We start from the raw sequence: 13,361 nt of genomic DNA on the forward strand, positions 1-13,361 counted from the left end.
GAGCACGATGGGTGAGGGACCAGTACTGGTAGTAGGCGGCACCGGCATGCTCGGCGGCCAGGTGGTGACGGAACTGCTGAACCGGGGAAAGCAGGTGCGGGCCTTGGTGCGCCCCGGCTCGGATGCCTCCCGGCTGGAATCGGCGGGTGTTGAGATTGCCCCTGGGGACATGATGGATCAGGAATCGCTGCTGCGCGCCATGGCCGGCACGGCTGCCGTTGTCACTACGGCAGCCGGCTACACCAGGCACCGCAAAGGCGACACCGCGGAGACCGACACTGTGGGCAACTCAAACCTCGCTGACGCGGCGAAACGTACCGGCGTGCGCCGCTTTGTGCTCACCAGCATCCTGACCTGTAACCAGACCCCACGCGTCCCGCATTTCTGGCATAAGAGGCTCATGGAGGACCGCCTCCAGGCCCTGGGCGTCCCCTTTGTGGCGCTGCGGCCCGGGGCCTTCCTGGACCAGGTGACGCGCTTCGGCGGTGACCCGGTCAGCAAACACAAAGTGATGTGGTTCGGCTCGCCAGGAATCCCGCTGACGTTTGTGCTCACCCCGGACGTAGCCGGGTATTTGGCCGCCGCAGTCGATGCTCCCGGTGTGGAGGGCCAACGCATTGATATCGGGTGGGACAGGCCCATCTCCATGCAGGAGTTCGCGGACCTCGCCGAAGGGCTGACAGGCGAAGAGATGCGTGTCCGGTCGGTTCCGGTCGGCATCCTGCGGGCGGCAGGGCGTGTGCTGGGGCCGGTGAACCCCATGGCCAAGGACCTGGCAGCGATGATTTCGTGGTTCCAGACTGGCCGGTACGTGGCTGACACCACCCGCCAGAGTGAGGTCTTTGGGGCGCCGCCTACTGCAGAGGATGGCGTCCGGCAGCTTATCACCAGCCTCGGCCATGAGGCGCGAAGTTAGGCTTTCATCCGGCGGGAACGGCCCCACCAACAGCGGGGCCACCTGCCGCGCTCCCGGTTCCGGGGTGGCGGCAGGTGGCCCTTTTGTGGTGGCAGGAAGCCCTATCCTGCAGTGATCAGATGTGTGAAGTGGTCGTAGCGGAAGGTGACCGCTCCGCCGTCGTGCTCAATCGGTATGTTGCCGCCGTTCAGCGTGCCGTTCGCCCCGTAGCTGAGGTCCCAGGACCGCTCCAAAGCTGCTTTGAACTCATAACTGCCGGCCGCAAGGTCGGGGACAGTCAGCTTCCACACGAGATCAACCGGATCCAGCACCAGTTGCGCCTGGTCGCATGCCGGTTCCCAGTCGGTGGCGCAGCCGAGTTCGCTGTTCATGCTTCCAGCGGCCGCAACGGCACCGGGCTGCTGTGACGCGTACACCGGGCTGACCACGTGCGTGCTGTTGTCGTAGCGGAACGTGACGGGCCCGCCGGGATGGTTCAGCGCAAGGTTGGGTCCGTTGAGGGCGCCGTCGGCCCCGTAGTTCACGTCCCAGCCGCCGTTGAGCGCTGCCTTGTACTCGTACTGCCCGGGCGGAAGGTCAACGGTGAGGCGCCAGGTTTTGTCCGTGGGATCCAGCGTCATCATGGCCTGGCTGCAGGCCGGGTCCCAGGAGGCGGCGCAGCCCATTGCCTGGTTGAAGGACCCAGCCACGGCCACTGAATCAGGCTGAGGAGCATCACCTACGATCACCGACTTCGGAGCGCTCACCACGTCGAAGCCGGCCCCGGCCATCGTGGCCCGGTACTGCACCTGGGTTCCGTCCTCCAGTTCCGACACGTCGTCCTTCGCTGAATAGACGGGGGATGAGTCGTCGGAGCCGACCGCTGTCCACGCTCCGCCGGCCACGCTGCGTTCAAAAGACACCACATGGGTGGCCTTTTCCGGGTCCGCTGTGGCGCTGAGTTCCACGGAGCCGTTGACGCTGCTTCCTTCGACCGGCTTCTGCAAGGTCAGCACCGGGGCGGGAACACTGGCCGTGAGCGGCTGGCTCGTGGCCGTGTGTCCGCCGTTGTCCAGCACGGTGGCGCGGTACTCCACAGCGGTGCCGGACCCCATGGCCGCCACGTCATGGAACACCTGGTACGGCGCCGTGTCGTCGGTGCCGATCTGCTGCCATTCGCCGCCTGCCGTCCTGGCTTCGAAGCTGACCTCATAGAACGAGGCGCCATCGACGTCGGCTGTCACCTTAAGGCGCCCATTGTCACCCGGCGCTGCAGCCGGCTTCTGGAGGATGACGGCGGGCGCTGCCTTGGAGTGCGGAATCCGGCCGGACGACTGGTACACCACGGCAGAAAGCGGGGGAACGCTGACGGTGAGCTTGCCTTCCGCGGAGGTCTTGGCCTCGTCGGCGCCCTCACCGTAAACGCGGGTGTAGTTGCGCTTGGCGATGTAGGTGGGCACCTCTGCGGTCTGCGTCTGCTCGCTGTTGTTCAGTGCCACGACGTACTCGCGCTGGTCCCCGGCGTCCGTGCGGGAGAAGGCGTAGATGCCTTGACCTTCGGAGGCGTAACGGTGCTGGTGGGCTCCATCGCGCAGTGCCGGGTGTTCCTTCGTCAGGCCTGCGAGCTGGCTGATCTTCGAATAAAGCGGGTGCTCAGGGTTGAAGTTGTTTGTGGCGTGGGTGGCGTCGGAGCCCAGCAGGTCGTCGTCGAGGTAGTCCGGCACCTGGCTGGCGAACAGCGTCTGCCGGGCGTCCTGGTCCCCGCCGGGCCCGGTGAAGCCCTGTTCGTCGCCGTAGTAGATCACCGGGTTGCCGCGGGAGAAATACATCAGCTCGTGGGCGAGTTGGTCGCGGGCCACCTTCTCGGCGTCGGTGGATCCGGGATTGTCCGCGGCAATGAAGCTGCCGATCCGGCCCATGTCGTGGTTCCCCAGGAACGTAGGCAGCTGGTAGACGTTGGAATCGGCGTCGGTGTACCAGTCGTCACCTGCGAAGAAGGACTCGAGCGTCCGCGCGTCCTGGCCCTTGGAGGCGAAGTTGCGGGCCGCGTCCTGGAAGGGGAAGTCGAGCACGGCCTGCATCTTGTTCCTGGTGGTGAACTGCGAGGTGAAGCTCTTGGTGGTGTCAAAAACCTCACCGAACATAAAGAACTCGTCCTTGCCCTGCTCCTTGGCGTAGCTGAGCACGTCCGGGCCGAATTCCTGCCAGAACTCGTTGTTGACGTGCTTCATGGTGTCGATGCGGAAGCCGTCCACACCAAAGTCGCCGATCCAGGTCTGATAGATCTCCTTCATGCCGTCCACCACCTTCGGGTGCTCGGTGAAGAGGTCATCCAGGCCGAAGAAGTCGCCGTAGTAGGCGTCCTCGCCGGCGAAAGTGGTGTCGCCTCGGTTGTGGTAGAGGTTGGGATCGTTCAGCCAGCCCGGTACCTTCAGCTCCTCCTCGCCGGGCTCAAGGACCGGTGTATAGGGGAACGACTTAGTGGCGTCCAACGCCGGGAAATTCTCAGTACCTGCGTAGTCGCGGTCATCGAACTCTTCGCCCGAGGCCGTTTTGTACGGGACGGCATCCTTGGAAACATAGCCCTTGCGGGCGCCTTCCTCGTAGCCGATGACGTCCGCGGTGTGGTTGGTGATGATGTCGAAGTACACCTTCATCCCGCGGCTGTGGGCCTCGTCGATCAGGGCTTTGAGTTCGTCGTTGGTGCCCAGGTGGGGATCGATTTGGGTGAAGTCAGTGATCCAGTAGCCGTGGTATCCGGCCGATTTGTCCTCCGGCTGCACAGCCTTGTTCTTGAAGCTTGGGGTCAGCCAAATGGACGTTGTACCGAGGCCCTGGATGTAGTCGATTTTGTCCAGCAAGCCAGCGAGGTCCCCGCCGTTGTAAAAACCCTTTTTGGTGGGGTCGTAGCCGGACACCATGGGGTCGTTGCCCAGGCCGCCGTGGTCGTTGGCCGTGCTGCCGTTGCTGAAGCGGTCGGCCATAACGAAGTAGAAGTTCTCGTCTGTTACTGGGCCACGAAGGCTGTGCAGGGCCGATCCTGCACCGGGACCCTTGGGCCCGGGAGCCGCCTGGGCGGGAAGAACTGAGGCTGAAACTGCTAATGCGGCTGCCAGGGCGGCAGCGGCAGTGCGGGCTGCACGGGAGGTGTGGGACCTGGCATTGGATGCAGGGGTGGATTGAGGTGCCGTAATGGATGCTGTTCCGGTGTTCGTTCCAGCGTCGTTTCTTGTGCTTCTTTTGGCCCATCTGCTTAAGGTTGTTCTGTTGCTCCGGGGAATGCTTGAGAGGGTGCGGAATTTCAAGGCAGGAGACCTTTCCTGGTAGCTGCGCTGCTGTACAGGCTTGCCGGGGCAAGGAGGATGGCGTGGGACATGCCAGGCTCACGAGGCAACCCAGCCGCCCTGTGAGCCACGCCACAACTGTAAGCGCTTGCACTGGATAACTCCAGCGTTTGGGAAATCCCCTTGCCCGTACTTTTGCGTTTTATCCAGGCGGCCTGCCAGATAATGGGCTCCCCTCCCAGGCCCACGGGCTACGGCTGCCGAGGTTTACCTTGCGGGCACCAAGGCTGTGGGGGAGGGCGTCTCCAGATTGTGGCGCAAAGGCCCGGGCAAGCCCGTCACGCTGTCCAGTTCAAAGGTGGCTATGTTGTCCGACCGTTCGTGGGCAACGTGGAGCCAGCGGTCCCTCACCAGATGATGCCGTGGCCAGTTTCCTCCGCTGGGAAAGTCCTGGACCGGCACCAGCTCCGTCCCGCCGGATCCGACCTCCAGCACGCTGACCAGATTTGAGCCGCGCACTCCCACATAGACGTGCCGGCCCTCCTGGCCGAGGCAGATTTCTGCGGCGGAATCGTCGGGAAGACTGCCGCCGGACGTGGCCGGGCCCCTGAAGACAAGTTCGAATGTGCCGGCTTCCGGCCTGACAACGAAGACTTCAATCGAATATTCAGAAACCACAAAAACGCTGCCGCTGGAATGCTGCACCAGATGGCGCGGACCGCACCCGAAGGGGAGGGCGACCTCGTGGTCGGCCACCAAGCCAGATCCGGGCACATAATTCCAGATCCGGAGGGTGTCATGGCCGAGATCCGTCGTCATGACCCGTCCGTCTTCCAGCATCAGGCTTGCGTGGGCGCGGCTCTGACGGGGCTCGCCCGGAGTCTGGCTGGCGTGCGGGTCTACCGAGGGCAGCGCCGGGAAGCGTGCCGTGATGCCGCCGTCGGAATCCAATTCGTAGAGCAGGACCTGGCCGTCGCCCCAGCAGGTGGCGGTGAGGAAGCGTCCCTGGGGGTCGACCGCGACGTGGCAGGTCGCTTCTCCTGAGCGTTGCGGGTCACCAAGGGGCTCCAGTCCGAAATCCCCTGTGCGGCGAAATGCCCTGACCATTTTGCGCTGTTCCGCAACTGCATACACCACGGGCACGGTGGGGTGAACAGCAACGAACGACGGCGAGTCAGTCCTGGCGGCCGTCCCCAGCCATTCGAGCGTACCGTCGGGGTGGGCGGACAACGCTCCGATCCCTTCCGCGCGTCCACCGCCGTCGGGGGTGTAGGTGCCGGTCCAAATCAGGGAATGCGGGGCAGGCGAAGTCATATCTCCATCCTGCCAAGAAAAGCACCCTAATCCGGGGAATTGCGGATTAGCATTGGATTTCTGCAGTTGCAAAGGAGCTGAATCCATTCCTGCTTCATCAGTTTCGGGTGGCTCCCCACTGTGCCGGTCCGGGTTCGTATTGAAGGTCTGGGTTCGTATTGAAAGGGATGCCCACAAGATCACCGAAAGGCGTCTATGCCAGCTGCTGAATCAGTTGCTTCTCCCTTTAGCGACCTTGTGCCCGTGCTGCGGGGAGCTGGCTGCGTCTTCGCTGAAGACGAGGCAAGACTGCTTTTGGCGGAAGCCTCAAGCGCCGCTGAGCTTGCGGAATGGGTGGAACGCCGCGTGTCCGGGGAACCCCTTGAGTACATCCTTGGCTGGGCAGAATTCTGTGGACTTCGGATAGCAGTTGACCCAGGTGTTTTTGTGCCGCGACGACGTACGGAGCTGCTGGTCTCGGAGGGGGTGTCGGTGCTGCGGGAGAGCCTGATACCGCCGGCCTCGTCGGCATCGGGCGTCGTGGTGGATCTCTGCTGCGGATCCGGGGCGGTGGGGGTTGCAGTGGCCTCCCAGGTTTCCGTCGCGGAACTCCACTCCGCCGACATTGACTGCATTGCAGTGGACTGCGCACGGCGCAACCTGTCCACGGTGGGTGGGCACGTCCATCGAGGCGACTTGTATGCTGCGCTTCCTTCCAGGCTCAGGCGGCGGGTACAGCTCATCGTCGTGAATGCTCCCTACGTGCCCACGCGCGTGCTGCCCACCATGCCGCCCGAAGCCAGGATCCACGAGCGGCGGATCTCACTCGACGGCGGTCCCGATGGACTGGACCTCCACCGGCGGGTGATCCGGGAAGCAGCAGAATGGCTGGATCCGACTGGCCATCTCGTCATCGAAACCAGCGAACTCCAAGCCGTTGGAACCGCCGCAATCATGGTTGCTGCAGGGCTTGGGGCACGGACCGTTCACTCGGACGAGCTGGACGGCACGGTTGTGGTGGGCACTCCACGGACGTAGTTCTGCACTCGTTCATTCCTGGGGTGGGGGTGGTGGTTTGAAGTAGGTGTTTTGTTGGGGTTTTTGGTGGGGGTCGAGGTGTTTTGGGGGTGTGTACCAGGGGGTGTTGTTGATGGTGATGATGGTCCATTGTTCTTTGTGGATGAGGTGGTGGTGGGCTGAGCAGAGGAGTGTGCCGTTGTTCGGGGTGGTGGGGCCGCCGTGGGACCAGTAGGTGATGTGGTGGGCTTCGCACCAGGGGGCGGGGATGGTGCAGTTGGGGAAGGTGCAGCCTTGGTCCCGGGCGGTGAGGGCTTGGCGTTGGGTGGGGGTGAAGAGCCGGGTTTTGCGGCCGAGGTCCAGGATTTCGCTGTGGGTGCCGAGGAGTGCGGGGATGATGTCGGCGTCGCAGGCGATTTTGCGGATTGTGGCGGCGGTGACGGGGCCGGTGAAGGCGAAGTTCCCGGTGCCGGTTTCGGAGGCCACGTGTCGGGGGTGGGGGAGGAGGTCCTGGTAGTTGATGGTGGCGATGATTTGGGGGCGGTTGCCGCCGGTGGTGGGCAGGGTGTTGGTGGCCATGGCGGTTTTGACGGCGCCGATGATTCCGTCGAGTTGTTTCTGGGGCCTTGTGCGCCGGTCCAGGTCCACGTCACCGTCCGGCAAGGAGTCCTGGCCGGTGCCGTTGCCGGGGACACCGCCCGCACCAGCACGAGCACCGGCGCCACTGCCACCGCCGGTGCCGGTGTTGGTGGTGGTGGTGCGGGGGTTGGTGGCGGTGTTCATGACGGTGAGGAGGTGTTCGTATTGGTCGGTGGTGGCGAAGATTTCGAGGTGGTGCAGGCCGTGGCGGGGTTTGTGGATGAAGGCGCCTTGGGTGTGGCGGAGGGCTTCTTCGCTGGGTTCGGTGCCGTCGGCGTCGATGGTGTCGGCCCAGCGGCGCGCGAGGCGGGTAAGGAAGTCCGGGTCCGTGGTCGCGGCGGTGGTGGTGAGGTTCTCCTCGATCAGGGCCAGCCGCTCTGGTGTGACGAGGTGGCGGAGCCGGTTCAGGGTCAGGGCGATGATCGTCCCGGCCCGGGAGGAAACAACCGGGCTGGTAGCGGCCCCGCTAGTTGGCGTGTCCTCGTCCTCGACGTTGCTGCCGGCGGGTGCGGGTGGGGGTGTGGGTGTGAGGGCGGCGGCGAGGTGTTCGCGGGTGGCGGGGAGGATGTCGCCGGTGAGGGTGTTGGTGGGCAGGATGTCCGCTGCGAGGGCGAGGCGGCGGTGGGCTTCGCTTTTGCCGATCCGCAGCCGCAGCCGCAGGAACTCCGCGGTGTTGGCGCACCCGTCATCAGCCGGCGAGGTGATGACCGGGTTGGAACGGTCTGAGCCCATCTGGCTCCCGGGAGCACTGGTCATTGAACCGCTGGTCCCGGTGTCTTCTGGCCAGGCGGTGTCGGTTTCGTTCAGGGTTTCTGCGCCGTTGTGCCAGCCGGTGACCCAGCCCTTGCCCGTGCGCGACCGGCCGGCCCGGGAAGCGTCCGCCGCGGCAATAGCGTGTGCGCGGGTCCGGTCAACGATCCCGGCGGAGAGGACCTGCAGGTACTCCACGGACCGGGAGAGGTCCTCGACCTGCCCGGCAAAATCGGCGGCCTCGACGTAATCCGCACCGGCAAGCCTTGATGGTGCTGCGGCAGCGGCAGCAGCCAGGAGCCCGCCGATCTCGCTCAGGCTAAGCGGCTCATCAGCACCGGCCGGGTTGCCAGTCGGGAGCGGCGCCGCAGCAAGCGGCTGAGCCAAGCTGGACGGGTTGTCCACGGGAATCGACTCAGCAGGAAGCGGCGCAGGAAGAAACTGATCCGCGTCGGCCCTGACCAGGGCGGGAACGGCACGGAGCCGGCCCGCAAAACCCAGGCCGGGACCGCCGTCGGACGCCTCTGAACCACGCGAGGAAACACTGCCGGCCCGGGTCAGCACAGCGGTAGAACCGCAGTACTCCGCAAGCTGCTCCCCAATGGCTTCCATAGCCCAACTCTGCCAAAGACCACTGACAAAAGCGCCGGCCAAAGCAGCTATGTGGATAAACGGGGCCGGTCCGGGTACGGGAAATTTCAGCTCGATCGAGAAGGCCACACCGCACTATCGACGGACCAAATGCCGCTGGCCGCCGCGTCCCCGAAGGATCGCGACGGCCAGCAAAGTCATCCAGTTGTAGCACATCGACGATGCGGCCTCAGGTCACAAAGGAGGACAGGTGTACCGCTCGTCGTGGGCCGGCGCGTAGCTACGCTTTGGAGTCCGGCTCGTCGCTGGTGGTGCCCAGGTTGTGCGTCTCCGGGTGCGTGCTGTGGGCAGGGATGTGGTCCTCGCCGAGCTCCGGGTCGCTGAGGGTTCCGGACGTCCCGGCCGCGCCGGTTGTCCCCGTTGTTCCCAGGGTGGCCGAAGTCCCGAGCGTGTCCGTCGTTCCGGCTGTGCCGGTAGCACCGAAACCGCCGGAGGTTCCAGCAGTCCCAGCCGTGCCGGTGGAGGGGCCCGTGGTCGTGGCGTCGTCGGACGTTGAGGACTTGCTGTCCCCGGACGAACCGTCACGGTGCATGGCGGAGCCGATGACGGTACCTGCGCGGCGGGCCGCCTCAGTCAGCTGGTCCGCAACTTCCGGCGCTTTCTCCTTGATGGCTTCCGTGGCCACGGACACCTTGTCCTGGACAGGCTTGCTGTCCCAGATGCCGGCTGCGCGGGCCTTGAGTTTGTCGTAGGCTGCCCGGCCGGACCGTGCGCCAAGAACGTATCCGCCGGCGATTCCGACGCCCAAAAGAAGTTTGTTTTTCATGATGAACTCCTGCTCCGTGAGAAGGTTTCAGTTCCGGCCAGGGAGGCCGGGAGATAGGAAAACCGGCCAGGGGATATTGTCCCCGGACCGGTTTCCCTGGCTAGCGCGCCAATTAGCTGCGCACGCCGCGCTTGGTGATCATGCCGTACACCAGCAGCACGATGAGCGCGCCGCCGATGGCCAGCAGCCACGTCTGCAGGGAGAAGAACTCCTGCAGTCCGCTGCCGAAGATCATTCCGCCGATCCAGCCGCCGAGGAGTGCTCCAACGACGCCCAGGACGAGGGTGATGATCCAGCCGCCACCCTGCCGGCCGGGGAGGATCGCCTTAGCGATCGCACCAGCAATAAGTCCGAGAATCAGAAATGCAATAAATCCCATTTTTCGTTCCTCTTCCTAAGTAAAGGAGGCCTCCGGATCCCGGAAGCACTTCATCCTTCTGCCTCAATAGTAATCATGCTTACTATCTATTTGCCAACCCCGGTTTCCGGAAAAACCCCATTTCAGGGCTGATTAGTGGCCCGTGACGTCCGAATCATTGCCGGCGTTGGGACCCTCATCGAGGATGGCCAATTCCGCTAGATCCTGCGCATCCAGAGCGAAATCAAAGATGTCCAGGTTCTCCCGCATCCGCTCCGGATTCGCTGTTTTGGGAACTGTCACAATTCCATTCTGGACGTGCCAGCGAAGGACCAACTGGCCGGGCGTTTTGCCATGCTTTTCCGCCAGTTGCGACAGAATCGGGGCGCCCAGCAGGCCGGCGCCGTCCCCACCCAGCGGGCTGTAGGACTGGGTCACAATCCCATGCTTGTCATGGAACTCTCGTTCCGCCACGCGGGTGATGGCAGGGTTCAACTGGATCTGGTTCACCGCGGGCACTACCCCTGTCTCCGCCATCAGCCGCTCCAGGTGCGAAGGCTTGAAGTTGGACACCCCGATGGAGCGGACCTTGCCCTCTGCCTGCAGCCGCTCGAAGGTCTTCCAGGTGGAGACATATTCATCGCGCTGGGGAAGCGGCCAGTGGATCAGGAACAGGTCCACGTAGTCGAGCCCCAGCCGCTTCAGCGCCCCGTCCAGCCCTTCAATTGCACGGTCGTTGCCTTGAAACTGGCCATCCACCTTGGTGGTGATGAACAACTCCTCCCGGTCCACCCCGCTGGCCCGGATACCGTTGCCCACACCCCGTTCGTTGCCGTACTTCACGGCAGTATCGATGTGCCTGTACCCGGCTTCCAAGGCCTGTACGACGGCGGTGGCCGCCTGATCGTCGTCCAGCGGCCAGGTGCCGAGACCCACCTGCGGAATGGAGTAACCGTCGTTGAGTTTGATCAGCGGTGCAAGTGTCATTGCAACAGTCTCTCCCTTATGTGGTGCCCGTCCTAGTCCCCAAATGCCCGCAGGATGTTTTCGGCGTTGTAGGTCAGGGCCACGCGTGCGGTGTCCGATACCTTGTCCGGGCCCTTCTGCTGGCCCAGGAAGTCCGTAAAGCGCTGCAGCGCCTGAGCGGCCTTGGCTTCGTCGCCGTCCTCAACTGCCTTCGCCGCCTGCTGGATGCTCGCCGCCAGCTGGCTTCCTACCGGCCCTGCCACGTCCCCTGACTCCACCAGGTCTTCCAGTACGTGCTGCAGCGCCTTCACGCTGCCCGGCAGCCATGCCGCCCGCAGGGGCACGTCGGCGAAGTCCATGTCGGAGGCGAGGTAGAAGTCCGTGTAGGACGGCTGGTTGTAGGCGGTGTTCTGCCGGGCAACTTCTGCGCGGTACTGGGGATCGTGCATCAGCGTGTAGAGCTTGTGGTTTGTCACTTCGGTGCTGAGGTACATCCGCAGGGCGGAGCTGTCGGCGGTCCTTACGAGCAGTTCCTCCCGCCAGTCACCCACCACGTCCGCCACCAGGCTCGGGTTGCCCTTGGTGGTGTTGTTGGTGCGGGTTCCCGTGGCCGTGAGGAGCCGGCCGCGCTTCCAGTCATCGATGGTCGGTGTCTGCTCGCCGGAGCCGTTGACGAGCTGTGTGGTCATGTCCGCGGCCCACTTGATGTTCATGTTGGTGCCGGGTCCCGTGGAGGAGAGCTTGCGGCCGTCGGCCGACTGCATGCCGATGGCCCAGTTCTCGATGCCCGGGACGGTCTTGTCCACGTCGCCGATCATGCCGCGGCCGGTGTCCCTGCCGGAGTAGGCGCCGAACAGCACCTCGCCGGTGGCGGCGTCGCGCATTGCGTAGCCGTAGGGGGCATAGGTGCCGCCCTCGTGCACGCTGAAGATTTCCTTGCCCGGACGGGCGGGATCGATGTCGGTGACATGCATGGCGTCGCCGTGGCCCAAACGGGCTTCCTCAGCGGGCGTGGCGCTGCCGGCCGGCATGGTATCGAAGGAGCTGTAGAGAAGCGACCCGTCGTCGTCAATGGTGGCGGAGCCGTAAACGATCTCCTGCTTGCCGTCACCGTCCACGTCCGAGGCGCTCAGGGAGTGGAAGCCCTGCGTGGTCAGGGTTCCGAACTCAGGGTCGGTGCCGTTCCGCCCGTGGGGGCCGTCGTTGAACGGGTTGGTCATGGGGGTCCAGCCGGAGTCGACGTTCCACACGGGGGAGAGGTTGGAGCCGTCCCAGGTGTAGGCGGCCAGCGTGCTGCGCGTGTAGTAGCCACGGGCGAATACGGCCGCCGGCTTCGTGCCGTCCAGGTAGGCGACGCCGGCGAGGAACCGGTCCACGCGGTTGCCGGGTTCAATGCGGGCCATGGCGTAATCGCCCCACATGAGGCCGTCGTCGTGCCTGCCGGGCTCGTAGGCGACCGTCTTCAACTCCTTGCCGGTAGCACCCTCGAAGACGGTGAGGTACTCGGGGCCGGAGAGAATGAAGCCCTCGAAGGCGCGCAGGTTGTTCCGGGCGCTGCGCGCCGGGGCGTAGACGTCCATGAAGTAGTCGGTCAGTGCCTGGGCGTCGGCTGGGGACAGGGGGTACTGGTACTTCGGCGCGATCCCAAAAGCTTCCTCAAGGGTCGCTGGCCAGTTGCCCGCCTTTACTTCCGGATGTTCGGTCCAGCCCTGGAACGTCTTCACCACGTGCTGGTAGTAGTCGGCGGTGCTCATCCGGTAATCGTCAGTATTGGCGTAGCCGGCGTTGATGTCGGACTGCAGCAGTGTGATGAAGGCCGAGGAGGCAACGCTGCCGTCGGCGTTGAAGTTGGTGCTCTTGGTTCCCGGGGCGGTCTTCATCATCATCTCCGCGCGTCCGTCGCCGTCGAAGTCATTGACCAGGAGCTGGGTGTAGTGGGCGCCCGAGCGGATGTTCACTCCGAGGTCGATCCGGTGGAGGAGTGTGCCGTCAGCCTTATACGTGTCCACGTAGGTGTTCCCGGTGTAGCCCACTTGGGAGACGTCCTTGGAGTTGTTCGGGTCCCACTTGACGATGAACTCGTACTGGCCGTCGCCGTCCACATCGCCAATGGACGCGTCGTTCGCTGTGTAGGTGTACGCCTGGCCTGCGGGGGTGACCCCGTCGGCGGGCTTCTTGAGCGGAATGTCCTTGAAGTTGCCGCCCCAGGAGGTGGCGGTGGCGCTGTGGTCGAGTTCAACGCCGCCGACGACGGCCCGCACCTGGTACTCCGACGCGGCTGTCCCAGCGGCGTCGAGGAAGTTGGTGCTGTCTGTGACCGCGGCCAGCTTCTGGCCGTCGCGGTAGATGTTGAAGTCCGTGCCGGTCAGGCCCGTGGCGGATGATCCGGTAGCTTCGTTGCCCAGGAGGCGCCAGCTGAGGAAGACACCCTCAGAGGTTTTGGCAGCCACCAGGCCGCGGTCTAGGTGGTCCAGCTGGACGCCGGGGGTGCCGGGCTTAGGGGAACGTTCGACGGCGGATGCCGGGGTGGAGAGACAGCCGAAGGTGAGGGCAAGGCCCAAGGCGCCCGCTGAAAGGAGGCGGGCAGAGTTCCTGCTCGGATTCATCGGTGAATCCTTTCAATTCGTATGTGGGAAAACGCTTCCCCAGTAACCTAGTAGGGGGTGGTGGGATAAACAAGCCCTTGCGGCGCGCTTGGAAAGCCGCTATTTAGAACGTTGTAGAGGCCCCGCCCGGAAAAGC

Annotated in this window: 9 protein-coding genes; 2 read left to right on the forward strand and 7 right to left on the reverse strand. The window is 64.4% G+C overall.

Annotation, left to right across the window (positions count from 1 at the left end; all coding sequences use genetic code 11):
* The first annotated feature begins 7 nt into the window (after positions 1–7).
* Positions 8–916 (forward strand): SDR family oxidoreductase, encoded by a 909-nt coding sequence (locus M1D32_RS02325; protein ID WP_458780762.1) that lies wholly within the window; start codon positions 8–10, stop codon positions 914–916.
* Between the two features lie 101 nt (positions 917–1,017).
* Here M1D32_RS02325 and M1D32_RS02330 read toward each other — a convergent pair whose 3' ends face one another.
* Both M1D32_RS02330 and M1D32_RS02335 read right to left on the reverse strand, forming a co-directional pair.
* Positions 1,018–3,879 carry an alpha-amylase family glycosyl hydrolase gene (locus M1D32_RS02330; RefSeq protein WP_458780763.1) on the reverse strand — a complete coding sequence of 954 codons (2,862 nt, stop codon included), beginning with the start codon at positions 3,877–3,879 and terminating at the stop codon, positions 1,018–1,020.
* A 567-nt stretch (positions 3,880–4,446) separates the two neighbouring features.
* Entirely contained in the window at positions 4,447–5,493 is a 1,047-nt protein-coding gene (locus M1D32_RS02335; protein WP_458780764.1) for a lactonase family protein, read from the reverse strand.
* 195 nt (positions 5,494–5,688) lie between these two features.
* On the opposite strand from M1D32_RS02335, the gene M1D32_RS02340 reads away from it, so the two are divergent.
* Entirely contained in the window at positions 5,689–6,510 is an 822-nt protein-coding gene (locus M1D32_RS02340; protein ID WP_458780765.1) for a putative protein N(5)-glutamine methyltransferase, read from the forward strand.
* A 12-nt stretch (positions 6,511–6,522) separates the two neighbouring features.
* Here the strand turns inward: M1D32_RS02340 and M1D32_RS02345 are convergent, their stop codons facing one another.
* The 5 genes from M1D32_RS02345 to M1D32_RS02365 form a co-directional block, all read right to left on the reverse strand.
* Positions 6,523–8,490 carry an HNH endonuclease signature motif containing protein gene (locus M1D32_RS02345; protein ID WP_458780766.1) on the reverse strand — a complete coding sequence of 656 codons (1,968 nt, stop codon included), beginning with the start codon at positions 8,488–8,490 and terminating at the stop codon, positions 6,523–6,525.
* Positions 8,491–8,749: 259 nt separating this feature from the next.
* Entirely contained in the window at positions 8,750–9,295 is a 546-nt protein-coding gene (locus tag M1D32_RS02350) for a hypothetical protein (RefSeq protein WP_458780767.1), read from the reverse strand.
* Between the two features lie 112 nt (positions 9,296–9,407).
* Positions 9,408–9,674, reverse strand: a complete 267-nt coding sequence (locus M1D32_RS02355; protein WP_163161485.1) for a GlsB/YeaQ/YmgE family stress response membrane protein — start codon at positions 9,672–9,674, stop codon at positions 9,408–9,410.
* 132 nt (positions 9,675–9,806) lie between these two features.
* Positions 9,807–10,640: an aldo/keto reductase gene (locus M1D32_RS02360; protein ID WP_458780768.1), complete on the reverse strand. Its 834-nt coding sequence runs from the start codon at positions 10,638–10,640 to the stop codon at positions 9,807–9,809.
* A 32-nt stretch (positions 10,641–10,672) separates the two neighbouring features.
* Positions 10,673–13,225: a rhamnogalacturonan lyase gene (locus tag M1D32_RS02365; protein WP_458780769.1), complete on the reverse strand. Its 2,553-nt coding sequence runs from the start codon at positions 13,223–13,225 to the stop codon at positions 10,673–10,675.
* Positions 13,226–13,361 lie beyond the last annotated feature (136 nt).

This window comes from Arthrobacter sp. D3-16 (assembly GCF_054408515.1).

Bases quoted from the DNA above. Each gene is read 5' to 3' on its own strand.
- M1D32_RS02325 (WP_458780762.1), top strand. From the start codon at position 8: ATGGGTGAGGGACCAGTACTGGTAGTAGGCGGCACCGGCATGCTCGGC.
- M1D32_RS02330 (WP_458780763.1), bottom strand. From the start codon at position 3,879: ATGGCCGACCGCTTCAGCAACGGCAGCACGGCCAACGACCACGGCGGC.
- M1D32_RS02335 (WP_458780764.1), bottom strand. From the start codon at position 5,493: ATGACTTCGCCTGCCCCGCATTCCCTGATTTGGACCGGCACCTACACC.
- M1D32_RS02350 (WP_458780767.1), bottom strand. From the start codon at position 9,295: ATGAAAAACAAACTTCTTTTGGGCGTCGGAATCGCCGGCGGATACGTT.
- M1D32_RS02340 (WP_458780765.1), top strand. From the start codon at position 5,689: ATGCCAGCTGCTGAATCAGTTGCTTCTCCCTTTAGCGACCTTGTGCCC.
- M1D32_RS02355 (WP_163161485.1), bottom strand. From the start codon at position 9,674: ATGGGATTTATTGCATTTCTGATTCTCGGACTTATTGCTGGTGCGATC.
- M1D32_RS02365 (WP_458780769.1), bottom strand. From the start codon at position 13,225: ATGAATCCGAGCAGGAACTCTGCCCGCCTCCTTTCAGCGGGCGCCTTG.
- M1D32_RS02360 (WP_458780768.1), bottom strand. From the start codon at position 10,640: ATGACACTTGCACCGCTGATCAAACTCAACGACGGTTACTCCATTCCG.
- M1D32_RS02345 (WP_458780766.1), bottom strand. From the start codon at position 8,490: ATGGAAGCCATTGGGGAGCAGCTTGCGGAGTACTGCGGTTCTACCGCT.